The following is a 25,946-nucleotide window of genomic DNA, read 5'->3' on the forward strand; positions in this document are numbered from 1 at the left end:
AATTGACTTGACAGTACCGGAATCCCCGCCATTCTCATCCAGTACTTTGACGCTACCCCAACGCCGGACGCGAACCGAGAATATCCGAACCAATTCGGAGGTGTGTCGCCCCGAATTCTATTGCCGCTTCAAGGTCCTGGCTCATCCCTGCGGAAATGCCTGTCGCCTGAGGGTGGACTGAGGTCAGGGACGCAGAAATTCCTGCCAGCTTCGCGAAGGCTTGCCGGGGGTCACCGCCAAGCGGCGCCACGGCCATCAGCCCAGCCAGCTCAAGGCCCTCCAGGTCTGCCAGGCGGTCGGCAAGGGACTCCACGTCAGCAGGCAGGGCACCACCACGGTGGCCCTGGGGATGGTCATCGAGATTGACCTGAATAAAGCACTTCAACGGATCACGGCCGGAGCCCTCAAGGTGTGCAGCAACAGCTTTAGCCAAGGCGCCGGCGATTTGAGGCCGGTCCACCGAATGGACTGCGTGGGCGTAGCGCACCACTGATTTGGCTTTGTTGCTCTGCAATTGGCCCACAAAGTGCCACCGCAGCGGGAGGTCTCCCAGCAGAGCTGATTTTTCTGTTGCTTCCTGATCCCTGTTCTCTCCGAAGTCCATGACACCCAAGGAGGCCAGGCGCCGGACATCCTCGGCGGGATGAAACTTGCTGACCACAATCAGCTCGGGAGCAGCGGTACGTCCCGCCGCTGCTGTTGCTTTCCCGATCCGAAGGCGGACCGCATTGAGTCGTTCCCGGAGTTGAGAGGTTCTGGAGTCGTCCACGTGCACTGAGGGATCAGTCATCTGTCCATACCAATCCCGCAAACCGTCCAGTGTGCCGGTTCCGGCGGTAGGAATACAGTGACTCATTCTCCAGTGTGCATTGTCCCGAGTATTCGATTGCGACGCCTTCAGCTTCCAATTGGCTCCTTACGCCTGCCGGAAGATCCAGCCCGGGCGTCCCCCACGAGGTCTCCGACCACGCCGCCGGAACGGTGGTGGTCACGCTATCCCTCATGCTGCCAGGGACCTCGTAGCACGAGCCGCAGATCGAGGGTCCTATCCAGGCCCGGATGTCCGCGGCACCGGCGTCGCGCATCTTTTGAATCGCCCCGGGCACGATTCCCGCCGCCACACCGGGGCGTCCGGCATGGACGGCGGCAAGAATCGGCAGGGAGCCTGTACCCGACGGCGGCTCAGCCACCATCACGACGGGGACACAGTCAGCCACCATCACCGCCAGGGGCATCCCGCGCGAGACCAGGCCATCGGCAGTAGGGACGGCTGTGCCATTTGCCTCAGCGCGGGTTTCCAAGAACAGGACATCGCTGCCGTGGACCTGATTCATGTACTGGAAACGCCGCGGTTTGATCCCCGACGCCGCTTCCAGCAGGTCCCTTCGACGCCTGACCTCAGCAGGATCATCACCCACATGCAACGCCAGGTTCCCCGCCCCGGCGTCAGTGAAGGCCACCCACGTGCCGGGACGGACTTCGGTTCGCCACGAAAACAATCAGAACACCTTCAAGCAATAGATCGGCGCCGGGTGCGCCCCGTGTTACCACGAAGCCTAAGCCTACGTCGCCCCAGGAAGCCGATTCACCTCAGGACGTCCGGCGTTACTTCAGAAAGTCGGGGACGTCCAGGTCGTCAGAATGGCTCCCGGAGAGGTCCGGTTCCACAACCGAGGGGAGGTCGACGTCGAAGCCTGAGTCGGCGGGCACAGCGGAGTGCCGCTGTTGACCCCAGTTGCTCAGGCCGGAGGCACCAATCCCGGCGTGCACCGGCTGGGCCTGCACAGGCGACGGCGCCTGCGCCGGTACTCCAACCGGAGCGGATGCCGGCACTGCCGGCCGCTGCGGTGCTGCCTGCGCAGGCGTCTGGTCCATGGAGGGGGAGGTTGCCTTGACGTCGTCGAAACCCGCTGCGATAACCGTTACGCGGGCTTCGTCCCCCAGGGCATCATCGATAACCGCACCGAAGATGATGTTTGCTTCCGGGTGGGCAACCTCTTGTACGAGGCGGGCCGCTTCGTTGATCTCGAACAACCCAAGGTCGGAGCCGCCCTGGATGGACAGCAGCACTCCGTGGGCGCCGTCAATGGATGCCTCGAGCAGCGGTGACGCGATGGCGAGTTCTGCGGCCTTGACGGCGCGGTCCTCGCCGCGGGCGGAACCGATACCCATCAGCGCGGACCCCGCACCCTGCATCACGGACTTTACGTCGGCGAAGTCGAGGTTGATCAGGCCCGGGGTAGTGATCAGGTCGGTGATGCCCTGGACACCGGACAGCAGGACCTGGTCGGCAGAGCGGAAAGCATCCAGGACAGAGACGTTCCGGTCGCTGATGGAGAGCAGGCGGTCGTTGGGAATGACGATCAGGGTGTCGACCTCGTCGCGGAGGGCGTCAATTCCAGCCTCGGCCGAGCCTGCACGGCGCCGGCCTTCGAAGGTGAACGGGCGGGTGACAACACCGATTGTCAGTGCACCGAGGGAACGGGCAATCCGCGCCACAACGGGGGCGCCACCGGTACCTGTGCCGCCGCCTTCGCCGGCGGTGACGAAGACCATGTCCGCGCCGCGGATGACCTCTTCAATTTCGTCAGCGTGATCCTCGGCGGCCTGCTTGCCGACCTCGGGGTTCGCCCCGGCGCCGAGGCCACGGGTCAGCTCGCGTCCAACGTCAAGCTTGACGTCAGCGTCACTCATGAGCAGGGCCTGGGCATCTGTGTTGATCGCGATAAATTCCACGCCCCGCAGACCTACCTCGATCATGCGGTTGACTGCGTTCACGCCACCGCCGCCGATGCCGACGACCTTGATGACGGCCAAGTAATTCTGCGGAGCTGCCACGTTACGTGTCCCTTGTTCGTGTCCTGATGCGAAACCTGATGGAGTCTAGCTTGAAGCTTTCAACCTTAACCCTCGACCTGAGGGTTATAGTTATGTCAACTAACTCATGCCTGTGACGCTATTTCCTCTGCTTGCCACATTCAATTACCACTACCGCGTGTCGTAGGAAAACCCCCGAAATAGTGCTGTTTAGCGGGTTACGGGGTGTCTGGGGACACTGACGTCGTAGACACTGACCGGGTTCTTCGGGTCAGCCGGTGCCTTGAGCAGCGCCTCCAGCACCTTCGCTTTGAGCTCCTTCTCCCCCGCGTTTCCCCAGACGATGGTTTGCCCGTCCACGAGCTTGAGCTCAACGGCATCCACGGACTTTGCCGAGGCATCTGAAAGCTTTTTCAGTACGTCGGCCGGGAGGGCACCAAGCACACCTGTGATGGCATGGAACAGATCCTTTCCCATGGCCCCGGCGCCGCCGTCGATGACGGGTAGCTGGATACTGGACGGATCCGTGGTGCTGCTGAGCTGGACGCCCTCGATATCAACTAGTTGAAAAGTCTCGCCTTGCTTCAGGAGTGCCACCGGGACGCGCTCCTGAACCTGGACCAGCAGCCCTGAAGGAGGCCTGGCCTGCGTCGTAACACCCTTGATTTGGACAAGTGGCTGGAGCAATGCACTGACCTCGGAGTCACTTACCTGCGGCAGGGGCTTGCCCTCCAGAGGTTCCAACGCCGCCTTGATCTGCTCAGTTGTCAGCATCTTGGTGCCCTGCACCGTGATGGTCCTGACCGCAAGCGCCGGGGAGTAGATGGCGGCCGCGAGTAGACCGGCCACCAGCGCTGCAACGATGCAGGCCGTGATGATGATGTTCCGCCTGATCCGCCTGGCCCTGGGCTCGGGAAAGTTGACTACATTGTCCGGGAGTGGCGCGGAGGGCTGATCGCCCGGGCCATCCGCAGATTTGGATGCAGAAATAATCCCGGAACGTTTCCGGTCACCACTGGCTTGCGGGCTGCCAACGGGTGGTTTACCAGAGCTTGGCTTGCTGCCGGAGGGCTTGTACGTTGGCCTCCGGGTGCTAGCCACTCAGCGCCTCCACAATGAGCGGGCCATAAGCTGTGACGTCCCCCGCACCGGCTGTCAGGATGACGTCGCCGGGTCGGGCCGCCGCCGTCAACTGGGATACTGCTTCCGTTCCGGCCCCTACAAGCCTGCCGCCTGCCTGAAGGTACTGCGCAATCAACTGGCTGCTGACGCCCGGGATAGGATCTTCGCGCGCCGGATAAATGTCCAGCACCAGGGCGGTGTCGGCCAGGTTGAGGGCTTCTGCAAAGTCGCGGGCAAACTCCCGGGTGCGGGAGAACAAATGAGGTTGGAAGAGCACATGCACCTTATGGGCTCCGGCCACCGAACGGGCGGCCGATAATGCCGCGCGCACCTCGGTGGGGTGATGCGCGTAGTCATCGTATACCCGGACGGCGCGGCCTTCACCCTTGAATTCGAATCTCCGGGACGCACCGGAGAAGTCAGCAAGGGCCGTGGCTGCCAGCTGTGGTCGGACACCAAGTTCACGGGCCACGGCAAAGGCCGCTGTCGCGTTCAGGGCATTGTGCAGCCCAGGCACCTTGAGGTCCAGCTTGAAGCGTCCCTCAGGCATTGACAACCAGATGCCGTCCGGACCGCCGTGATGCAAGCGGACCTCACAGTCCTCAGCAGTTCCGTAGAGCAGGACCCGGGTTGCGCCTCCTGCCCTTGTCCGTTCAGCCAGGGCGCGTGCGCCGTCGTCGTCTCCGCAGACGATCAACAAACCATCATCCGGAAGGAGCGCCGCGAACCGGTCAAACGATTCATAGACTGCCTCCGGTGTGCCGTAATGGTCCAGGTGATCCGCTTCCACATTGGTCACCACGGCGATCCGTGGCCGGTAGTTCAAGAAGGAGCCATCAGACTCGTCCGCCTCGGCAACGAAGATTTTGGATGCCCCATTGGCGGCATTGACGCCGAGGGCGGGTACGTTGGCACCGATTGCATAGGATGGGTCCAGCCCGGCCCCCTGGAGCAGTACGGTCACCATGGATGTAGTGGTCGATTTTCCGTGCGTGCCGGCAACCGTCACCACGTCATCGTCACCCATCAGCGCAGCCAACGCCTGCGAGCGATGCAACACTGCGATGCCCCGGTTGCGTGCTGCTGCAAGCTCGGGATTGTCCTCGCGGATGGCGGATCCGGCGACCACCGTGTCGGCGTCCCCGAGGTTTGCCGCTCCATACCCGACGGCGATGCGCGCCCCTGCAGCTGCCAGCTCGGCCATCACAGGAAGATCTTTGGCATCGGAACCGCTCACCGCCACCCCACGGGCAACCATGATCCGGGCAACGGCTGACATTCCAACTCCTCCGATGCCGATGAAATGGACCTTGCCGAGGGATTCCTGCTTCCGCGGCTCAGTCATCAGCCCTGGTTGATTCATCGGTTTACCGCTTCCAGGACGAGGCCGGCCATCAGCTGGTCGGCGTTTCTGATACCAAGTTGTTGGGCTTGTGAGGCCATCCGGCCGAGGCGTTCCGTATCAGACAGCAACGGAATGATCTCCTTGCTGACCCACTCGGGGGTGAAGTTCTTATCGTTTACCAACAGAGCGGCTCCGGCATTCACCAGGCCGGAGGCATTCAGGGCCTGTTCCCCGTTCCCGATGGGCAAGGGAACAAATACAGCCGGTAAACCCACCGCGGCCACCTCGCAAACGGTGGCGGCTCCGGCGCGGGCAAGGAGCAGATCGGCTGCAGCATAAATGGATTCCATGCCGTCCACGTATTCGATCTGCAGGTAGCCCGCTGCCTCTAACCGCCGGCCGTTCGAATCCTGCAGGGACTTTCCCCTGCCGGTGATGTGGAGCGTCTGGATGCCCGCAGCGGCCAATGCCTGAAGAGATGCTGCGATGGTGCGGTTGATGCTCTGGGCGCCCAAGGAACCACCCGTGACGATGAGGGTAGGGCGCTCAGGGTCCAGCCCAAGCGACAACCTCGCCGCCCGCCGCGCTGATGCCCGGTCAAGCCCGGAGATCTCCGGACGCATGGGCATTCCGACATGCCGTGCACCTTGGAGCCTTGTCTGCTCGAAGGCGACTGCGACATGGTTGCTGAGCCGGGCACCGATGCGGTTTGCCAGTCCGGGCCTTGTGTTGGCTTCATGCAGGACGATCGGGATTTTGCGCCGCCAGGCAGCGAGGTACATCGGGGTGCAGACGTAACCCCCGACTCCCACCAAAACGTCGGCACCGGCATCGTCCAAGATTTTCCCCGCCTGCCCTACTGCCGCAGCAAGACGTGCAGGCAGGCGGAGGAGATCCAGCGACGGCTTGCGCGGAAACGGGACTCTGTTTATGGTCGCAAGTTCAATTCCTGCAGCCGGGACAAGCCGCGTTTCCATACCGTTTGGCGTCCCGACGGCGAGCAGCCTGGCTTCTGGACGGGCTTTCCGCAGGGCGTTGGCGATGGCAAGGAGCGGGCTGACATGCCCGGCCGTTCCACCGCCGGCAAGGACCACGGACAGGGAGGAGGACTTCGGCTTCATTGGAATGCTATTTCCGCTTTCGTGGGGAGTTTATGCGACCGGCCTTTGCCTGGCCCGGAAGCAGCCGCTTGGGCTGGATACCGGGTGCCATCTGGGCCCTCGCCAACGACAAGACTACGCCGATGGCGCATAGTGACATCAGCAAGGCCGAGCCACCGTAGGAAATAAATGGCAGGGGCACACCGATCACGGGAGCCAGGCCTGTGACGACGGCCATGTTGACGGTCGCCTGTCCCAACAGCCAGACCATGATGGTTCCCGCCAGTACCCGGTGGAACATGTCTTCCTGGGCGACCACAACCCGATAAATGGCTGCACCGAGAATGGCAAAGAGGATCAGCACAACGAGGGTACCGACGAGGCCGAGTTCTTCTCCGATGATGGCAAAAATGAAGTCGTTGTGGGCTTCCGGGATCCAGCTGTACTTTTGCCTGCTCTGGCCCAGCCCCACTCCCAGCCAGCCTCCCGAGGCCAGGCCGTAGAGGCCGTTCGTGGATTGGTAGTTGGCATCGCTGCCGTTGGTGCACGCCCCGCCCGTCCACCAGGACGTGATGCGGCACATGCGGTTGGAGCTGGTGAGTGCCATGGCTGCGGTGCCTGCGGCTCCAACCAGTCCAGCTAAGCCGAAAAGGTAAAGCGGTACGCCGGCAAAGAAGAGCGCCGCAGCAGTAATCATCATGATGATCATGGCCGTGCCGAGGTCATTGCCCAGGACAACCAGACCGATGATGATGCCGGCCAGGGGCACAGCGGGGATCAGGGCGTGCTGCCAGCGGTGGAGGAGCTTCCTTTTCATCGCCAGTACGGTGGCCATCCAAAGGGCCAGCGCCAGCTTGGCTGCCTCGGAGGGCTGGAAAGTGATGCCGCCCAGATCAATCCAGTTTTTGTTGCCGTTGACCTCGTCGCCGATTACCTGGACCAGGATGAGGAGGACGAGGGCAATGCCCACTCCGGGCCAGGCAAAACGCTTGAGCCAGACGACATTAACGCGCGAAAGGATGAACATAAAGAACAGGCCGATGACGGCGAACATGCCCTGTTTGAGGGCAGCGGAATAGGGTGATTCCCCTGCCGCGATCGCTTCCACGCTTGAGGCAGAAAGGACCATCATGATGCCGATGGCAGTAAGGGCCAGTGTGGAACCGAGGATGAGGTAATACGTGGAGCCGTTGCGGGACGTTCCGGTCCCCTCAAGTACTGACCAGAAGCGACGGTATGCATTCCGGACTTTGACGGGAAGAGATGTGTTGGCCTGCCGTGCCGTCGAAGCCTGCCGCGGCTTTGACCCGCCGGCCGTTCCGGGGGTGCGTATTGGCGTGCTGGCCATTCCTACTCCTCGCCGGTCCGGGCCTGCCCTTCCACGAGCTCGCTAACGGCCTCGATGAAAGCGTCGCCACGATGAGCGTAGGAAGAGAACTGATCCATGGAAGCAGCCGCCGGCGCCATGAGCACGGTATCGCCTGGTGAGGCGATCTGGGCCGCCGCCGCAACGGCTTTCGCCATCACGTACCTGCCGGAGTTCGGCCCGGAACCCGTGGAGGCACCACCCGTTCCGGCAGTCTGCGTATTGTCAGTGTCACCCGTTTCAGCCCTGATCACGGGAACATCCGCAGCGTGTCGCTCTAGGGCGGCCGATAGGTCAGCCACATCCTCCCCTATGAGGACCACAGCTTTGAGGCGGTGCGAATTTTCCCGCACCAGGTCGTCATAGCTGACGCCCTTCGAGAGCCCGCCCGCAATCCAAACGACGTTCTGGAAAGCCCCCAGCGATGCCGCAGCAGCATGGGGGTTGGTGGCCTTGGAATCATTGATCCACAGGACGTCGTTATAGCGGGCCACAAGCTGAATGCGATGATCGCCGGGGATGTAGTTCCGTAGGCCCTGGCGGATTGCCGACGCGTCCACACCATACGCCCGCACGAGGCCGGCGGCGGCGAGGGCATTTGCCACCATGTGGCGCGGCGCAACCGGGCCGAGATCGGATCGGGCAGCAAGCTCAGCGGCGCTGTCCTTGCGTTCGGCTATGAAGGCACGGTCTACCAGGAGCCCTTCAACCACACCGAGCATGCTGACGGCAGGGGTCGTTGTGGTGAAACCGATGGCACGGCAGCCTTCCACGACGTCTGCGTTTTCAACCATCCTTTCGGTTTCGACCTGTTCGGCATTGTAGATGCAGGCGACCCGGGTCCGCTCATAGACCTTTGCCTTGTCCGCGAGGTACGAATCGTACGAGCCGTGCCAGTCAACGTGATCTTCGGCTACGTTGAGGCACACGCTTGCGAGAGGGGAAACTGACTCGCTCCAGTGCAGTTGGAAGCTTGAGAGTTCGACGGCCAGGACATCGTATTCCACGGGGTCCCGGAGTGCATCCAGGATGGGCGTTCCCACGTTTCCCACGGCGATGGCCTTCAGCCCTGCAGCCTGCAGCATGGACTCTGTCAGTCCCACAGTGGTGGTCTTGCCGTTGGTGCCGGTGATGGCAAGCCACTCCGCCGTCTTGCGCCCCGCGCGTTCACGTACCCGCCAGGCGAGTTCGACGTCGCCCCAGATGGGGATGTGCGCGCGCGCAGCAGCCGCCAGGAGGGCCTGGTCAGGCCTCCAGCCGGGCGAGGTAACAATAAGGTCAGGTACCGCGCCGTCCACCCTGGGTACGGACTGAACGGCATCTTCCCCGAGGAGGACGTCGACGGCGCCGACGATCTTCAGGGTGTCAGCCTGGGCCTGGGCCTTTGCACTCGTTGAGGCATCCACGACGACTACCCTTGCACCCAGTTCGATGAGGGTGTCGGCTGCCGCAAAACCGGATACGCCGATGCCAGTGACAACGACACGGAGCCCGGCCCAGTCTGAATCCCAGCTGACAAGGCTTTTGAGCCTCAACAGGTTCGCTGACCGGGCTGCGGGGTTCAGTCCACGGATCAGCGCGTTCACAGCAGCACTACCCATTCTGCGTAGAAGATTCCCAAGCCAGCGGCCACGCATAGGCCTCCCAGTATCCAGAACCGGACCACCACAGTGACCTCGGCCCATCCCTTGAGTTCGAAGTGATGCTGCAGCGGAGCCATTTTGAAGAAACGCTTGCCCTTGGTGGCCTTGAAATAGCCCACCTGGATGATCACTGACAGCGTGATCAGGACAAAGAGGCCTCCAATGAAGGCCAGAAGAAGTTCAGTGCGGGAAAGGATCGCGAAGCCGGCCACAGCTCCACCAATGGCGAGCGATCCCGTGTCCCCCATAAAGATTTTGGCCGGCGAGGTGTTCCACCACAGGAAGCCAACCAATGCAGCGCTCATGATGGCCGCGAGCAGGGCCAGATCCAACGGATCACGGACCGAATAGCAGCCGGCGCCGGCCTGTCGTGGCGAGCCACATGCCTGGTTGCTTTGCCAGATTCCCATAACGGTGTAAGCGCCGAAGACCATCACGGAAGCCCCCGCGGCCAGCCCGTCGAGCCCATCGGTCAGATTGACGCCGTTGGTCGCCGCCGTCACGATCAGGTTCGACCAGATCACGAAGAGAATAGCGCCGATGACCGTGCCACCGAAGGCGAGGTTAAGCCACGGGATGTCACGTACCAGCGAAATATGAGTTGATGCAGGGGTGACGCCGTCCGCATCCGGAAATCCCAATGCCATGATGGCGAACGCGACGCCCACCACACCCTGGCCGATGAGCTTGGCGGCAGGGTTCAGGCCCAGGCTCCGCTGCTTTGAGATCTTAATGTAGTCATCCAGGAAGCCCACGAGGCCCATGCCGACGGCAAGGAACAGGAGCAACAGCGCTGACGCGGAGGGTCCGGGCGAACGCGGATTCATCATCCACATGATGAGGTGGGTCAGCCCATAGCTCAGGATGACTGCAAAGACCACCACCGTTCCGCCCATCGTTGGCGTGCCACGTTTGGTGTGGTGGGACGTGGGTCCGTCATCCCGGATGAACTGGCCGTAGCTCTTGTGCACGAGCAGGCGGATGAACAGCGGGGTACCCACCAATGCGAACAGGAGGGCCAGGCCAGCGCCGATCAGCAGTGCGATCACAGCAGTTCGCTCCCTTCGTTGGTGGTTGGAGTGGCAGTTGCCGGAGCATGTGGGGGTAATGCTATCCGATCGCCCAAGTGCCTTAGTCCGATGCTGTTGGAGGACTTGAAGAGAACGAGGTCCCCGGGCCGGAGTTCAGATTGGAGCAGATCGTACGCTTCATCGGCGGTCTCGGTGAAAACACATTCGTCGCCCCAGGATCCCTCCTGGATCGCTGAAACATACAATGACCGGGCCTCCCTGCCGACCACGACAAGGCGGGAGATGTTCAGCCGCACCACTTGCGTGCCCACGGCGGCGTGCTCGCGGATCGAGTCGGGTCCGAGTTCAAGCATGGCTCCAAGGACTGCCCAGGTGCGCCGCCCTTGCCCCAGGTCCGCAAGGGTCCTCAAGGCCGCCCGCATGGACTCAGGGTTGGCATTGTAGGCGTCGTTGATGATGGTAACGCCGTCGGGACGCTCAGTGCGTTCCATCCGCCACCGACTGACAGCCGTCTGTGAACTGAGGGAACGGGCAATCTGCGGTCCGGCAATGCCTGCAGCGTGGGCTGCTGTGGCAGCGGCCAGCAGGTTGGTGACGTGATGAGCCCCGATCAGCTGGCTTGACACCGGAAACCCTTGGCTTTCCCCAGGAAGGGACAGCAGGAACTCAGGATTTCCAGCGCCGCTGGTTTCGGCGTTGACCGCCTGTACGTCTGCCTTCCTGCCCTGCCGGTCGGGCTGTGCCGAGAACCCCAGGACCGAAGATGACGTCCGGTTCTCCATGGCGGCCACCCGCTGATCATCGAGGTTGATCACGCCGATACCAGCCTCAGGAAGTGCTTCCAGCAACTCCCCCTTGGCCTTGGCAATGTTCTCCACGCCGCCGAATTCTCCTGCGTGGGCTGTTCCAACTCCAAGGACCACTCCGATGTCCGGGTGGACCATGTCTGCGAGGTAGCGGATGTGCCCGACTCCGGTGGCCCCCATCTCGATAACGAGGTACCGGGTTTCGAAATCGGCTTTGAACACGGTGAGGGGAACGCCGACCTCCCCGTTGTAGGAGCCCTGCGGCGCTACCGTTTTACCCTCGGTGGCCAGGACCCCCGCAAGCAGGTCCTTGGTGGTGGTCTTGCCGGCTGAGCCTGTGATGCCAATGACCGTCAGCTTGGCGCCCGCGGCCTCACGGTATGCGCGGATTCGCCGCACGGACTCCGCGGCCAGCGCTCCCATGGCAAGCACGGCGTCGGACACAACGACGGCGGGATACGGCCTACCGGTGGCGTCCGCGATGTCATGCTCTACGAGCGCGAGCACAGCGCCACGATCAAAGGCCGCGCCAGCGAAATCATGCCCGTCCGCGTTTTCCCCCGGCTTCGCGACGTAGAGGGACCCGGGCGAGGCTTCGCGGGAATCAGTCACGACAGAAAGTGGCTTGATGGCGGGATCGGCGGCCAGGCGGCCGTTTGTTATGTTGGCAATTTCAGCCGCAGTTAATGCAATCATCTCGGTTTAGGACTCTATCCGCTGGTCTTCGAGAGCCGAGAATCCACGGGCTGTCAAGGCGGCGCGGAGTTCCTCGCGGTCGTCCAGCGCAAGATTGACCCCCCGTACTTCCTGCCAGACCTCATGCCCCCTGCCTGCAACAAGGATTGTGTCCTGGGGGCGGGCGAGTTCAACTGCCTGCCGTATCGCCACATCGCGGGGGAAGCTCTCCATAATGGCGCAATCCAGCCCTTCAGCTTCTTTCGCGGCTGCCGCACCGGCAAGGACATCGGTCCGGATTGCGGCTGCATCCTCATCGTGGGGGTCGTCATCCGTGACTATGACGATGTCCGCAGACCCCGCCGCAATGGCACCCATTGTAGGCCTCTTGCCTTTATCCCGTTGCCCCGTTGCACCAAAAACCACGATCAGACGTGCGTCAGGGGTTGACGGGCGTAACGCCTCCAGGGCACGTGAAAGGGCATCGGGGTTATGAGCAAAGTCCACGACGGCGGCCGGCGACGTCGCCACGAGCTGCATGCGGCCCGGAACCGAAGTACTGAAGGGGTCAGCAGCGTCCAGCGCCTGCTGAAGCCGTTCCTGGTCCACGCCGGATTGGAGCACCATGATGGCGGCCAATGCCGCGTTGGACACGTTGAAGGTGCCGGGTAATCCTGTGTGCACCCGGATCTCCCTGCCATCACGGTGCTGGAGCCTGAAGCCTGTGCCGAGTCCGCGGGGAACGGCTTCCACCACGTTCCAGTCAGCATAGGCGGCCCCCTGACCAACCTGCGTGGAGAGCGTGACGACCGGGATGTCTGCCGTTCTCGCGAGCCGCCGGCCCCACTCATCGTCCACCGTGATGACACCGGCCGCGGCGTGCCTGGACGTGAACAGCTGAGCTTTGGTGAGGAAGTAATCCTCCATGGTGCCGTGCAGGTCCAGGTGGTCCTGGGTGAGGTTTGTAAACCCGGCGACATCGAAGATGACGCCGTCGACGCGGTGGAAGGAAACGGCGTGGGAAGAAACTTCCATGGAGACTGCGTCCAGTCCGCGCTCCCGCATCAACGCGAGGAGCGCATGCACGTCGGTGGATTCCGGGGTGGTCAGCAGGCTGGGGATGGGATCGCCGCCGGCAAGAATTTCAATGGTCCCGATCAGCCCGGGCGTCATGCCAAGGCTCCTGAGGAGGGCATTGATGAAGTAGGTCGTCGTAGTCTTGCCGTTGGTACCCGTCACTCCAAAAACGGTGGGCGTGCCCTCATTGCCTGCGCCGGTCCCGTAGACGTGGGCAGCAAGCCTGCCCACCAGCGAGCGGGGGTCCTCTGCGATCAGCACCGGCACATCGATGTCTGTCGACAGGGCAAGCTGGCGAGCACCGGCGTCGTCCGTTATGACCGCCACGGCACCGGTGGAAACGGCCTGCCCGACAAAGTCGGCGCCGTGCCGTGTAGCGCCTGGCAATGCCACATAGACGTCCCCAGGTTCCACTGTCCGTGAGTTGAGGGAAATGCCCGTGACGGGGATGGCCACCGAAGCCTCGGGGACAACCACGCCTATTTCCTCCCCCAGGCTTCCAAGCGCCACGGCACTGACGGAGGCTGGACGGAAAGAGCCGCGTGTTGTGTTGTGCCGGCTTGTTTCGTCCCGATTTGTGTTGTCCCGAGCGGGAGCATTCTGGCCGGTGTTGGCGGCATGGGCATTGAGCTCTGACAAGTGATCTCCGTTGGTGCTAGTTGATCACACCCCGGGCGAGAGAGTGTGCCCCCGAATACATGCGGTTGTGGACGTGCTACTTGGCGTACTGCGGCAACCGGGCGGGCTCGCCGGTGGATGGCGGGACGTTGTAGGTCCGCAGCGTCTGGCTCATCACGGAACGGAACACCGGACCGTTGGTGATTCCGTAGATGCTGCCCTTGGGCCGTTGCAGGACCACTTCAACAATAAACCGCGGATTGTCCATCGGCGCCATTCCGACCATGGACGCGGTGTAGCCGCAGTAGCCGGACTTGCCGTCATCGCACGGTGACTCCGACGTTCCGGTCTTGGCACCGACGCGGTAACCGTCGATGGCCGCATCCTTGATCTGGCCTTCGGTTACGGCGCTTTCGAGGATGTCCCGGACCTGTTGGGCCGTTTCCTTGGAGACGACCTCCCGTGCCGGTTTGGCAGGCACCTTTTCCTCAGTGCCGTCAGGACTGAGGTAACTGTCGATCAGCCTTGGCTGCAGCATCACTCCGTCGTTGGCGATCGTCTGGTAAGCGCGGACGGTCTGAAGAGTTGACTGCGAGACGCCCTGTCCGAACAGAACCGTGTACTGCTGCCGGTCATCCCATTGGTCAGCAGGGGTCAGGATGCCCTTGGCTTCTGCAGGCAATCCGATTTCAGGAGCCTCGCCGATGCCAAATTTCTTGAGCCAGTCATAGCGTTCCTGCTTGGTCAGCCGCTGACCAGCCATTACTGTTCCTGTGTTCATGGACCAGCCGAGGATCCCGGCCAGCGTGCGGTCCTCGGTGCCGTGGTCAAATGAGTCGTTGAAGGTCTGCCCGTCCACGCTGTACGACGGCGGAATGGTGAACTTTTCGAGGGGGCTGGACCTGCCCTCGTCAATGAGGGCGGCCGCGGTGATCATCTTTTCCACCGAACCCGGCTCATACGCCGCCGTAACGGACCTGACACCTCGATCCTTGGCATCAACCTTTCCGGGGTCGTTAGGATCCGGAGCATTCGTATCAGCCATGGCCACGATGTTTCCGGTCTTGATATCCAGGACAGTGAGGACGCCCCATTCCGCGCTGAGCTTGTCAGTCTGGCTTTGGATCGCCTGCTGGGCAAAGTACTGGAGGTCTGAATTGAGGGTGAGTTTGATGTCCTTGCCGTCCTGGGCAGGAGTGAACTGGTCCACGCCGACGGGAATCCTCAATCCATCGGCTCCAATTTCAAAGAGCCGCTTGCCCGGAGTGCCTTTCAGGATCTCATCCTGCGTCTGCTCCAGGCCGGCCTGCCCCGTGGTTCCGTCCTTGAGGAATCCGACGATTCCACCAGCCACCGGACCGTTCGGGTAAACACGTTTGCTGGTTCCTTCGGTTACGATTCCTGGAATCCCCAGCTTGGAAATCCTGTCTTCAACATCCGGCTTCAAATCCTTGGCCACAATGTAATATCTCTGATCGCCCGTGAGTGCCGCTTTGAGCTCCTCTGAGTCCCTGCCCAGTACGGCGGCGAGCTCGGAGATGCCCTGGTCCCGGGATACGTCCACATACTTTTCTTCGCCGTTTACGGTTTCGAGGCGGGGGAACGAATCTGTTTTGGTGTTGAGCTTCTGGTCCACCACCACGTTGTAGCGGATGACGCTGCTGGCCAGGACAGTACCGTTGGCATCGAGTATGCTTCCGCGCTCAGCGGGCAGCACCGTGGGCTTGAGTCTGTTGTTCAGCGCGGCTTGGGCCAATCCCCCTGCGTCCAGGCCCTGAACCAGGAACAGCTTTCCGCCCACCACAAGGAGCAGCGAGAGCATCAGGCCTAAACCCAACCGCAGGCGCCTGGTGGGGCTCGCCACTTTCTTGGCTGCCGATTTGCCGGTGCTTCGCGCCACAATCGAATCCTTGCTGGTTATCCGTGGGTGGTCTGGGCTGCCCGGGCCGGGATGTTCTACTGGCCGGGCGTCTTCTGCTGCGGTGCCGGCACCGATCCCCCGTGAAGCTCTGCTGCCGGAGCGGCAGCTACCGGAGCAGGTGGCCTTACGGCCTGGGCGGGCGGCCCTGCTGCGCCAGGGGCCGCAGAAGCGGAAGCCCCTGCATTGGGCGCGCCATCCGGCTTCCGGACGGCCAGCGGCTCATTCGCACTTGCAGGCGGAACGACGGCCAGCTGACCGGCAACTGCAGGGGCGGCGATGACGGCGCCGGGATTTGCCCCCTTGGTCGCCGGTAATGCCTTTCCGGTGACGCTCAGGTTGGACAAGTCAATCTGGCCTTTGCCTGACGAGGGAACCATGCCCAGTTCCGTGGCCTTCGCTGCCAGGTTTTGTGGAGCATCGTAATTCTGCACCTGCTGTGTCAGATCCTGGTTCTGCTTCATCAGGCTGGACTGCTCGCTTTTGAGCTGCACCAGTTGATACTGCGATGTCGAGACCTGGATGTTCAGCACAAGGACCAAAATGAGCGCAGCTGCCAACAACGCGAAGCACAATACGACAAATGGGGCGCGTCGTTTGGACGGCATGGAGCGCACAACGGACAGGGGCGTCCGGGATTTGGTTCCTTGGCCTGGTTTAATCCCGGTCACCGACCGGGGGTTCAGGGAATGGGCAGAGCTGCCGGAGACAACTGGAAAGTTCTTGGCTGCTGCGGTGCTCATGCTGATCTCCTGGCTCTGATACGTTCAACTGCGCGCAACCGGGCTGAGGCCGCACGCGGGTTCTCGGCTATCTCATCGGCAGTGGGCACCTCGGTGCCCTTGGTCAGGGTCTTGAGCTCGGGTTTGTGCTGTTCCAGCTCCACGGGGAAGCCGAGCGGTGCTGACGACTTCGAACCTGCCTGAAAGACAGCTTTGACGATCTTGTCCTCGAGCGAGTGATAGGACATCACCACCACACGTCCCCCCACGGCAATCGCTTCCACTGCGGCGGGAACAGCACGTTCAAGCACTTCCAGTTCCTCATTGACTTCAATTCGGAGAGCCTGGAAGGTTCTCTTGGCGGGGTGACCCCCTGATTTCGCCGCAGCCGAGGGCACCACAGAGCGGATTTGCTCGACCAGTTGCCCTGTGGTCTCGAATGGCTTTTCTGCCCGTGCGGCCACGATCCGGTTGGCAATCCGGCCCGCGAATTTTTCTTCGCCCCATTTGCGGATGATCCGCACCAGATCTTCTTCGCTGTAGCCGTTGACGATGTCAGCTGCGGTCTGTCCGCGGCTGGTATCCATGCGCATGTCCAGTGGAGCGTCAAAGGAGTAGGCGAATCCGCGCTCCCGTTCGTCCAGCTGCAGTGACGAAACTCCCAGATCCATCAGGATCCCATGGACTTCCACCACCCCAAGGTCCTGCAGAACTTCAGGAATCTCATCGTAAACGGCATGGACGAGGTCAGTGCGGGAGGAGAAGGGCTTCAGCCGCTCACCTGCAAGAGCGAGTGCCTCTTCGTCCCGGTCTATGCCAATCAGGTGGAGGTCGGGATAGCGCTGCAGCATCGCTTCCGAGTGCCCGCCCATCCCGAGGGTTGCATCAATGGCGATAGGGGTTTCACCGCGGCGGCGTGCTGCTTCGAATCCAGGAGCCAGCAAATTGATGCACCGGTCCCTTAGGACCGGCACGTGGCGTTCGGACGTCGGTTTCGCCTGGTCTGGATCAGTCATACCTTCGTCCTTCCTTGCCATGGTCCTTGCGTGTGCTTCTTGAGCCAGATCCCCATCCGCGCCTATCGTCCTGTCCGCCTGACTTCGGGGAAGTAAGCCAGGAGGACCATCCGATGGGCGGCTGGAGATCTCGTTCAAGAAACGTGATCGGGTCACTCGAGCCCGGGAGCCCAAGCCAGGGACTCAAAGAATTCCCGGAATGGGGTCGTCGGTCTCCGAGAAGGAGGTTTCCTTCTCAGCCAGGTACTCATTCCAGGCTTGGGCATCCCAGATCTCTGCGCGGGATCCGGCACCAATGACTGCCAGTTCCCTGCCGAGACCTGCATATGCCCGAAGCGCGGGAGGAATAGTCACGCGCCCCTGCTTGTCAGGTACCTCGTCCGAGGCTCCAGAGAGAAAGACCCGGATGTAGTCACGAGCCTGCTTGGAGGAGATGGGCGCCTCCCGCATTTGCTCGTGAATTCTTCCGAACTCACGCTCACTGAAGACGTAGATGCAGCGTTCCTGGCCTCGAGTGAGAACCAAGCCGCTGGCAAGTTCCTCGCGGAACTTCGCTGGGAGGATGATCCGCCCCTTTTCGTCCAGACGTGGTGAGTGCGTGCCAAGAAACACCTGGCCCCACCGCCCGTCTGTCGTCGGAAGCTGCACGTCCCCTGTGCTGCCACTACCCTCTTACATCCTCCACTTTACTCCACATTCCCCCACAGTCAACGCAACACGGCAAAGCGTGCGGCGCTTGTCAAGGGCAACTTCCGCAGAAATCCGAGGTTTTTCATGCATGGGGAGAAGTGGAGGGACAAACAGCCCCTCCGGAGGCAGGAGGCCTTAAAAGCAAAAGGACCCGACTCTGCGGGTCCTTTATCTTGCCTTTACGCCAGCGCACAAAACGCGGTGTGGGGGAAAGTGGGGAATCAGCGATTCACGGTCAGGAGTCGCCGCGTCTCCGCTCGTCCCACCTTTCTTCCAAGCCATTCATGAATGAGCTGCGGGGTTTCCCCGGCTTTCGGCCTTGACGGCCGTTCGCACTGCCGGTTGATCTCCGCATGGTGGCGAAATAGACGCCCGCCCCCATCACGACGAACCCGAGGACCCCGACGAAGATAATCTGCACTGATACGCCAATTAACAGCAGCAGCACACCGGCCAAGGTAGCCAGCACGCCAATTACCATGTGCCGGGTAGACCATGTTCTGCCAGGATCCGAGCCCATGGAACTGGCAAACTTTGGATCGTCCTCATGCAGCTGCTTCTCCAGCTGCTCCAGCAGCTTCTGTTCGTGCTCCGAGAGCGGCATCACGACCTCCTTAAGTCGGCCAGCGTCGGGACTGTTCGCGGCCCTTGCCTCTCATCCCTCAACGTCCAACGTGCGTCTGAGGTTCCCGGCCACCTTCTGTGGTGAATTCCGGGAACATCAAGTTGGTCGAGGGGACTGTCGGAGGGTTCAGGCTGAGAGTTCAATATGTCCAGACGTTCGAAATCTATGTACCTCTAAGGATAGTTTGTTGCGCCCGGTTCTGAAAGATACCGGGGAAGGACCTGTGGTATTTACAGGCGTCCGCCAGTGCGGATCAGCGCGGTTGATCCTTGGGGCCAAGGAGCCGCGCCGGAAGGAGCGATTTACTGCCAAATTTCCCGGTCACCCTGTCCAGTGCCTGCTCGGCGGAACGCCAGTTGTCTTCCCTCCGGTCCAGGCTGAGTTGCAATGCCGTCTGCCCTGTTTCCTCAAGGTGTTCGGCGCGCACCCCTATCAGCCGGACGGACATGGGGCGGTTGCCGAGCGAATCCAACAATTGACCCGCCACACCGTAAAGAAGTTGGGCACTGTCAATGGGTGTGGTCACGCTGCGGCTGCGGCTAATGGTGGAGAAATCTGCAAACCGGATTTTCAGAGCCACTGTCCTGGCCACTAAACCCGCACTGCGCAGTCTCGCTGCCGTCCGGTGGGAAAGCCTCAGCAACTCCCGCCGCAGCACTGCGTCGTCGGCCGTATCTTCGGCAAAAGTCTCCTCAGCGCTTATGCTCTTTTCCGCTCTCACCGGGGTTACCACTCGTGGGTCGATTCCCCAGGACAAGCGGTGGACGTGCTCTCCGGATACTCCCAGGACCTTCTTGAGCGATTGCACCGGGGTTGCCGCGACGTCAGCGACTGTCCTGATGCCCATTCGGGCGAGGACTTCGACTGATTTCGCTCCAACTCCCCACAATGCATCCACAGGGAGGCTGTGAAGATACGGGATGGTTTCCTCCGGAAGGATAAGGAGGAGCCCGTCCGGTTTGCATCGCGTGGAGGCAATCTTCGCAACGAACTTGCTGGCGGCAATTCCGACGGAGGCGGTAATGCCCAGCTCCTCCCTGACCCTGAGCCGGATAAGTTCACCGATATCCCGGGGTGAGCCGAGACGCCGGATAGCACCCCCGACATCCAGAAAGGCCTCATCGACGCTTAGCGGCTCCACAAGCTGGGTGATGGATTCGAAGATCCCCATCAGCTCTGCTGAGACTTCGTAGTAGAGCTTGTGACGCGGCTCGATGATGACCGCACGGGGACACATTCTCTGCGCCACAACCATGGGCATGGCGGACTTGACGCCAAATGAGCGGGCCTCATAAGAGGCTGACAGCACAACGGACCTGTCAGCAGGATGCCCGACAATCACCGGTTTTCCCACTAGTTCAGGCCGGCTCCGGAGCTCCACAGAGACAAAAAAGGCGTCCATATCGACGTGCATAATGCTGCTGCGCCGGAGTTCCCGAAGAGCTGCTCCGGGCGGCTGAGGGTTGTTGTCCGGCACCACAGCTCAATCCTAGTCCCGGGGACTGACTAAACTGGAGGCTGAATCCGGCGTCGACCCTAGAAGGAGTACCTGTGAAGGGTATGGGAAAGCTGAAACCAACAGGCCTTGCACTATTGGCAGCCGCAACACTGTTTGCCACGGCCGCGTGCACTCCCTCGGCTCCCGGTAACGGCTCCTCCCCCGAGCCCTCCGCCTCGAACCAAACCGCAACGTCAACCGGATCGGCTGCTGCGACAGCATCGGCTCCGGCTTCACCGGATCCTTCGGCTTCGCCCTCGCCATCGGCAACGGTCGGAGCGCTTGTCGAAGGTTTTCCCTCCAAGCTGCTGCCACTGATGCCTGGAGCAAAAGTTGTTTCGAGCAGTTTCGATAAGACAGGCACCCCCGCGACGGCGGCGATGGTCGGCAGCGTTGGGGTCCCGGCCGCTGATGTCCTGGCCTTCTACACGAAGGAGTTGGAAGCACAGGGCTTCAAAGCCGTCCCCGGGGAGTCGGTAGAAACTGTAGCTTCCAAGGACTTCCTCCGGGGTGAGAACGAAACCATCAACGTGGCGGTGGTTCACAGCGGAGGGGTGTCAACCTTCACGATCGGCGCCAACGTCTCCCCTGAGTCCGCCAAGTGACCACAGCGGAACAGCTGCGGCTGGAGCAGACGGCCTTTGTCGCCGCAGTCGCCGGCAAGCTAAATGACTTCCTGACCTCGCGGCAAAGCATCATGTCCACTATTTCCCAGGACATCGACCCGCTCATGGGCTCCATCGCTAACTTGGTGACGGGCGGCAAGCGGCTGCGGGCGCTGATGTGTTACTGGGGATGGCGCGGGGCCGGCGGAAATGCCTCTGCCACGGAAGTTGTCACTGCCGGATCGGCCCTCGAGCTGTTCCAGGCCGCTGCCCTGATCCATGACGACATCATCGACCGGTCCGATACCCGGCGCGGCGGACCCAGTGTCCACCGCCGCTTCAGCCAATTGCACGCGGATCAGGGCTGGTCACTGGACAGTGAACGCTTTGGCCATGCTGCAGCCATCCTTACCGGCGATCTCTGCCTGTCCTTCAGCGAGGAGTCGTTTACAGACATCGGGGAACGTGCTGCGTCGGGAAGCCAGGCACGGCTGATCTTCAACCTGATGCGGGCTGAAGTCATGGCCGGCCAATACCTGGACATCCTGGAGGAAGTAGCCGGACCGCTGCGGGACCGGGCGGGTGCCGTGACCCGTGCACAATCAATCATCAGGTTCAAATCCGCCAAGTACTCCACCGAACATCCGCTGGCGCTCGGCGGAGCTCTGGCCGGAGCCTCGGAGGAATTGCTCCGCGGGTACTCGGCTTTCGCTCTCCCGCTGGGAGAGGCATTCCAGCTGCGCGACGACGTCCTGGGCGTCTTCGGGGATCCTGTTACTACAGGAAAACCCGCCGGGGACGATCTGAAGGAAGGCAAACGGACTGTCCTGGTCGCGTTCGCCTTGGATCTGGCCACGCCTCAGGAGTCGGCTTTTATTGATTCACGCCTTGGCCGGCCGGATCTCACTGATGAAGACGTTGCAGAGATCCGGCGCATCATTGTTGACTGCGGGGCACTGCAGGCAACCGAGGTGCTTATCGACGAGTTTGGTGCCGCAGCCTTCGCCGCTTTGGACCTGCTCCCCTTGGAGGACCTGCCCAAAACGGCACTGCGCAAACTCGCAGAAGCCACGGTCAGCCGGGCGGCCTAAGTAGAATTCCACCCAGGCCGCACCGGCCTCGAGGCCAGTTACCAGGCCATCGTCTGGGCCCTGCGGCGGATTTCCGTCTTGCGGCCTTCGCGAAGCGCGTCAATCGGCCGGCCACGAAGGGACTCGTCAGGAGTGAACAGCCAGGTAATTAGCTCTTCGTCTGAATATCCGGCGTCAGATAAAACGACGATAGTTCCCTTCAGGCTTTCAACGGCGTGGCCGTCCTGAATAAATGCCGCAGGAACGGACCGGATTCGCCGATCCCCAACCCTTAGGGCGGCCAATGCTTTTTCATCGAGCAGGCCATGCACTTTGGTAATTGACACATCAAGCAGCTGCGCCACGTCGGGCAAGGGCAGCCATTCGCCTACGAGGCTTTCTACATTACTCACGGATCAAGGTTGCCACGGCGGGAGGCACTGCGCCTAGTCAATGGGCGCCTGACGTGGCGCCAAGGCACTGCTCTTCCTGCAACACTCCCAAAATGTCAGTGATTCCGAAAAAACCACAATTCTTGTGCTAATTGGCAATTTGTGAGAGATTCACATTGATCACATTAGTAACAGAACTATCATTAGTCACACAGGCATCATCAGCAACAAAAAGGGCATTCGCAGTATTTCGCCGCCTAGAAGAGGATTTTCCCAATGACGACGTTCCGATCGCCAAAGCAGCAACCCCGGCCGAGCCTCCCCATGATGGCGGCGACAACTGCAGCCCTTCCCGCCGTCGTACTTTCATCCTTGGCGATGGCCCAGCCGGCTGCTGCGGAAAATCGGCCCAAGGCCGTCCCCGCAACCCTTGCCGCCGCAATGCACGCGCGTGCCGTTGCCCTGCAGGCGGAAGTCTCAGCAAAGGCTGCCACCATTCCCGCCGCTGCGGTTTCCACCGCGATGCCGTCTGCACTCCGCCCGACGCAACAACAGGCTCCGGCCGAATACACGGTCGTCAAGGGTGACACGATCAGTGCAATTGCCCGGCGGTATGGTCTGGATACCAATGCAGTTCTCAGGCTGAACAATTTGCAGGCCAACACCGTCATTTATCCCGGTCAGAAGATAAAACTGGGCGGCTCTGCCTCGTCTGCGTCCACACCAAAGGTTGACGCCACGCCCGCTCCGGCTCCCTCAAACGGCGGCAGCGTGTACACGGTAAAGCCAGGAGACACTCTCGGAGCAATCGCTGCACGGCACGGCGTCAAACTTTCCGACGTTCTCTCCTGGAACGGCCTGAATATGAGCTCCATCATCTACCCTGGCCAAAAAATCAAGATTGGTGGGGCCGCCCCCGCACCGTCCCCTTCGTCTCCTGCCCCTGCCGGCTCTCCGGTTGCCACCCCGGCTCCATCCAGCCCCGGCTCCTATACCGTCAAGTCAGGCGATACTCTGTCCGCCATCGCAGCCAAGCACAACGTCAAGCTTTCAGACCTCCTGGCAGCCAACAAGCTGACAATGACCAGTGTCATCTATCCGGGCAACAAGCTGGCTATTCCGGGGTCAGACGTCCAGCCGGTGGGAAGCGTTACACCACTGGTGCCCAGCACGTTCCTCGGCTTTACCTATCCCCCGGCCGTTGTGGACTCCGCCAACAAAAACAAAGCACTCCTCAACGCCTCGCCGGTCCCGTCAAGGGAACAAATGCGGTCCATTGTGGCCGATACTGCGCGTCGGATGGGTGTTGACCCTTCGCTTGCCCTGGCCTTCGCCCATCAGGAGTCAGGATTCGACCAGCGGGCAGTGTCACCTGCCAACGCCATCGGCACCATGCAGGTCATCCCGTCATCAGGCGAGTGGGCGTCGGATCTCGTGGGGAGAAAGCTCAATCTGCTGGACCCCTATGACAACGCCACCGCCGGAGTGGCCATCATCCGCCAGCTGATCAAGACCAGCAAGGACCTTGACCACGCCATAGCCGGCTACTACCAGGGTCAGTACTCTGTCAGTAAGTACGGAATGTACGAGGACACCAAGAGTTACGTTGCTTCCATCAAGGCTCACCAAAAGAATTTTTCCTAGTTCCTCCAGTACCTGATCAGCCCCGTGGGCAGTTCAGAAAGGGTTCGGATCGCATGTCGATTCGGACCCTTTCTTCGCACCAATTAGGATCGTAGGGTGCAGGAACATGGGTCGGGCAATCTCGTTGGAACACTGGTGGACAATCGCTACCAGGTGAAGTCCCGGCTGGCACGCGGCGGAATGTCCACGGTTTACGTGGCAACTGACCAGCGGCTGGAGCGGGATGTAGCCCTGAAAGTGCTCCACCCGCACTTCGTCAGTGACGACACTTTTCTGGACCGGCTCGCGCGTGAAGCCAAAGCAGCCGCAAAACTGTCCCACCCGCACGTCGTCGGGGTTCTCGATCAGGGCACGGACGGCCAGATTGCCTACCTGGTCATGGAATACATCAGGGGCCATACCCTGCGCGACGTCCTGAATGAGAAGGGCGCCCTCTCCCCCCGGCTGGCGTTGGCACTGATCGATCCGGTGGCGGAAGGATTGGCCGCCGCCCACATGGCAGGATTGATCCACCGCGACATCAAGCCGGAAAACGTGCTGATAGCCGACGACGGCCGCATTAAGGTCGGTGACTTCGGACTTGCGCGGGCCGTCACGACGTCGACCAGCACCGGAACCCTCATCGGCACGGTGGCCTACCTGTCCCCTGAGCTTGTATTGGGAAAGCCAGCCGATGCCCGCAGCGACATCTATTCAGTCGGGATCATGCTCTACGAGATGCTCACTGGCAAACAGCCGTTCGAGGGCGATGTTCCCATCCAGGTGGCCTATCAGCATGTCCACGGGACAGTCGAGGCGCCGTCGGCCCAAGTTCCCGGCCTGGCATCGGAAGTGGATGAACTGGTCCAGTGGTGCACCGCAAGTGACCCGGAGAACCGGCCGGTGGACGGGAATGCCCTGCTGTCCGAATTACGGCACATCCGCACCAATTTGAGCGATGCGGAACTGGATCTCCGGCCGCCGGCCGCACGCAGGGACAACGCCGCCGTATCAGGAGTGAAGGAACCAGGGGGGCGGCAAGAAGCAACGGAAGTGGTTATCGGGGCTGCGGAACCGACGGAAATTATTGCCCGCACCAACAATCCCACCACGGTGCTCCCAGCCAGTATTTCACCGGCTGCATTGAAAGCCTCCGGGTCCGTCGGGCTGCCCGAAGATCCCGAACTTCCTGTGAGGCCGCTGAGCAAGCGGGAGCAAAGGAAGCTGGAGCGGGACGACGAGCGCGCCCGTAACCGCGCCGCAGCCACTCCCGTCCGCAGCTTGCGGGAAGGGGATCCGCGACGCCGCGGAGCGCTGTGGATCGTGGTTCTGGTCATCGCGGCTGTTCTGGCTACGGGGGCTGGCTGGTTCTTCGGTATGGGCCCTGGTTCGCCGGGCACCATTCCGGATGTGGCCAACAAGACAGTGGCCGAGGCGCAGCAACTTCTGGGCACGGCAGGGTTTCAGTCGAGCACCAAGGATGTGTTCGACGACGACGTGCCTTCCGGTTTGGTGGTGGGATCCGAGCCTGAAGCCGGACGGGAGATCAGAAAATTCCAGCCGGTCGCCCTCTTCGTCTCCAAAGGACCCCAGCTGTTCCCCCTGCCGGAGATGACAGGAAAGTCACTGGACGAGGCAAAGTCAACGCTCAACGAGGCCGAGATGGCCCTGGGTCCCGTCACTGAGAAGTTCGACGAAACCGCCGCGGTCGGAACCGTTCTGGCGCAGGACCCCGCACCGGGAACTGCCGTAAAAAGGGGAACGCCTGTCAGTCTCGCCGTTTCCAAGGGGCCCCAGCCCATCCCTGTACCGGATGTCAGGGGGAAATCTCAGGACGAGGCCGTGAAGACTCTTGGAGCAGCCGGCCTGAAGGCGGTTATCGCACCTGAGACGGTGAACGACAAAAACGTCCCCAAGGGAGCTGTAGCGGCCCAGGCACCTGCCTCCGGAACTTTGACCAAGGGGCAGTCCGTAACGCTCACTGTTTCCAAGGGACCGAAGCTTGTGGAAGTGCCAAGTTTCATCGGTAAGCAGGCGGATGACGCCCGAAAAGCCCTCGAGAAACTGGGCTTCCAAGTTCGGATCAACAACATCCTTGGCGGTTTCTTCGGCACAGTAAGGGACCAGGACCCGGTTGAAACCGAAGTTCCCGAGGGGTCTGTGGTCACACTCACCGTTGTTTAAGCG

General features: G+C 61.6%; 22 protein-coding genes. 4 read left to right on the top strand and 18 right to left on the bottom strand.

The genetic code is table 11. The features are described from left to right. Positions 1–52 precede the first annotated feature (52 nt). The 17 genes from M1D88_RS10630 to dinB all read right to left on the bottom strand — a co-directional run bounded on the left by M1D88_RS10630 (position 53) and on the right by dinB (position 19,985). A complete protein-coding gene (locus tag M1D88_RS10630) occupies positions 53–790 on the bottom strand; it encodes a YggS family pyridoxal phosphate-dependent enzyme (protein WP_458110865.1) in 738 nt (245 codons plus the stop codon). After that, on the bottom strand, positions 783–1,499 hold the full coding sequence (locus M1D88_RS10635) for a polyphenol oxidase family protein (RefSeq protein WP_458110866.1): 717 nt from the start codon (positions 1,497–1,499) through the stop codon (positions 783–785). Before M1D88_RS10635 ends, M1D88_RS10630 begins: the two co-directional genes overlap by 8 nt. 106 nt (positions 1,500–1,605) lie before the next feature. After that, positions 1,606–2,838 (bottom strand): cell division protein FtsZ, encoded by a 1,233-nt coding sequence (ftsZ, locus tag M1D88_RS10640; protein WP_458110867.1) that lies wholly within the window; start codon positions 2,836–2,838, stop codon positions 1,606–1,608. Positions 2,839–3,027: 189 nt separating this feature from the next. Further along, entirely contained in the window at positions 3,028–3,918 is an 891-nt protein-coding gene (locus M1D88_RS10645; protein ID WP_458110868.1) for an FtsQ-type POTRA domain-containing protein, read from the bottom strand. Beyond that, complete coding sequence (murC, locus tag M1D88_RS10650; protein WP_458110869.1) at positions 3,911–5,284, bottom strand: UDP-N-acetylmuramate--L-alanine ligase; 1,374 nt, start codon at positions 5,282–5,284, stop codon at positions 3,911–3,913. Before murC ends, M1D88_RS10645 begins: the two co-directional genes overlap by 8 nt. Before the next feature lie 14 nt (positions 5,285–5,298). After that, on the bottom strand, positions 5,299–6,405 hold the full coding sequence (gene murG, locus M1D88_RS10655) for an undecaprenyldiphospho-muramoylpentapeptide beta-N-acetylglucosaminyltransferase (protein WP_458110870.1): 1,107 nt from the start codon (positions 6,403–6,405) through the stop codon (positions 5,299–5,301). Positions 6,406–6,412: 7 nt separating this feature from the next. Further along, positions 6,413–7,732 carry a putative lipid II flippase FtsW gene (gene ftsW / locus M1D88_RS10660; protein ID WP_458110871.1) on the bottom strand — a complete coding sequence of 440 codons (1,320 nt, stop codon included), beginning with the start codon at positions 7,730–7,732 and terminating at the stop codon, positions 6,413–6,415. Between the two features lie 2 nt (positions 7,733–7,734). Beyond that, positions 7,735–9,351: a UDP-N-acetylmuramoyl-L-alanine--D-glutamate ligase gene (gene murD / locus M1D88_RS10665; RefSeq protein ID WP_458110872.1), complete on the bottom strand. Its 1,617-nt coding sequence runs from the start codon at positions 9,349–9,351 to the stop codon at positions 7,735–7,737. Further along, complete coding sequence (gene mraY, locus M1D88_RS10670) at positions 9,333–10,442, bottom strand: phospho-N-acetylmuramoyl-pentapeptide-transferase (RefSeq protein ID WP_458110873.1); 1,110 nt, start codon at positions 10,440–10,442, stop codon at positions 9,333–9,335. Before mraY ends, murD begins: the two co-directional genes overlap by 19 nt. Further along, a complete protein-coding gene (locus M1D88_RS10675) occupies positions 10,439–11,926 on the bottom strand; it encodes a UDP-N-acetylmuramoyl-tripeptide--D-alanyl-D-alanine ligase (protein ID WP_458110874.1) in 1,488 nt (495 codons plus the stop codon). Before M1D88_RS10675 ends, mraY begins: the two co-directional genes overlap by 4 nt. 6 nt (positions 11,927–11,932) lie before the next feature. Next, positions 11,933–13,492 (bottom strand): UDP-N-acetylmuramoyl-L-alanyl-D-glutamate--2,6-diaminopimelate ligase, encoded by a 1,560-nt coding sequence (locus tag M1D88_RS10680; RefSeq protein WP_458114494.1) that lies wholly within the window; start codon positions 13,490–13,492, stop codon positions 11,933–11,935. Between the two features lie 205 nt (positions 13,493–13,697). Further along, complete coding sequence (locus M1D88_RS10685) at positions 13,698–15,500, bottom strand: peptidoglycan D,D-transpeptidase FtsI family protein (protein ID WP_458110875.1); 1,803 nt, start codon at positions 15,498–15,500, stop codon at positions 13,698–13,700. 56 nt (positions 15,501–15,556) lie between these two features. Further along, a complete protein-coding gene (locus tag M1D88_RS10690; RefSeq protein WP_458110876.1) occupies positions 15,557–16,261 on the bottom strand; it encodes a hypothetical protein in 705 nt (234 codons plus the stop codon). Further along, positions 16,258–17,256, bottom strand: coding sequence for a 16S rRNA (cytosine(1402)-N(4))-methyltransferase RsmH (gene rsmH / locus M1D88_RS10695; RefSeq protein WP_458110877.1), 999 nt, complete (start codon positions 17,254–17,256; stop codon positions 16,258–16,260). The genes M1D88_RS10690 and rsmH overlap by 4 nt, the downstream gene beginning before the upstream one ends. A 183-nt stretch (positions 17,257–17,439) precedes the next feature. Beyond that, on the bottom strand, positions 17,440–17,868 hold the full coding sequence (gene mraZ / locus M1D88_RS10700; RefSeq protein WP_247045223.1) for a division/cell wall cluster transcriptional repressor MraZ: 429 nt from the start codon (positions 17,866–17,868) through the stop codon (positions 17,440–17,442). Between the two features lie 313 nt (positions 17,869–18,181). Next, positions 18,182–18,550 carry a DUF3040 domain-containing protein gene (locus M1D88_RS10705; RefSeq protein ID WP_458110878.1) on the bottom strand — a complete coding sequence of 123 codons (369 nt, stop codon included), beginning with the start codon at positions 18,548–18,550 and terminating at the stop codon, positions 18,182–18,184. Positions 18,551–18,824: 274 nt separating this feature from the next. Next, entirely contained in the window at positions 18,825–19,985 is a 1,161-nt protein-coding gene (dinB, locus tag M1D88_RS10710; RefSeq protein ID WP_458114495.1) for a DNA polymerase IV, read from the bottom strand. Between the two features lie 137 nt (positions 19,986–20,122). On the opposite strand from dinB, the gene M1D88_RS10715 reads away from it, so the two are divergent. Together M1D88_RS10715 and M1D88_RS10720 are read left to right on the top strand one after the other, a co-directional pair. Continuing rightward, the gene (locus tag M1D88_RS10715) at positions 20,123–20,674 is read left to right on the top strand and encodes a hypothetical protein (protein WP_458110879.1); all 552 of its coding nucleotides are present in this window, start codon (positions 20,123–20,125) and stop codon (positions 20,672–20,674) included. Beyond that, positions 20,671–21,765 (top strand): polyprenyl synthetase family protein, encoded by a 1,095-nt coding sequence (locus tag M1D88_RS10720; RefSeq protein WP_458110880.1) that lies wholly within the window; start codon positions 20,671–20,673, stop codon positions 21,763–21,765. The genes M1D88_RS10715 and M1D88_RS10720 overlap by 4 nt, the downstream gene beginning before the upstream one ends. A gap of 38 nt (positions 21,766–21,803) precedes the next feature. Here M1D88_RS10720 and M1D88_RS10725 read toward each other — a convergent pair whose 3' ends face one another. Continuing rightward, a complete protein-coding gene (locus M1D88_RS10725; RefSeq protein ID WP_309105620.1) occupies positions 21,804–22,157 on the bottom strand; it encodes an Rv2175c family DNA-binding protein in 354 nt (117 codons plus the stop codon). A 255-nt stretch (positions 22,158–22,412) separates the two neighbouring features. On the opposite strand from M1D88_RS10725, the gene M1D88_RS10730 reads away from it, so the two are divergent. Then, the gene (locus tag M1D88_RS10730; protein WP_458110881.1) at positions 22,413–23,780 is read left to right on the top strand and encodes a LysM peptidoglycan-binding domain-containing protein; all 1,368 of its coding nucleotides are present in this window, start codon (positions 22,413–22,415) and stop codon (positions 23,778–23,780) included. Between the two features lie 96 nt (positions 23,781–23,876). Further along, positions 23,877–25,943 (top strand): Stk1 family PASTA domain-containing Ser/Thr kinase, encoded by a 2,067-nt coding sequence (gene pknB, locus M1D88_RS10735; protein WP_458110882.1) that lies wholly within the window; start codon positions 23,877–23,879, stop codon positions 25,941–25,943. Positions 25,944–25,946 lie beyond the last annotated feature (3 nt).

The organism is Arthrobacter sp. R1-13 (genome assembly GCF_054161475.1).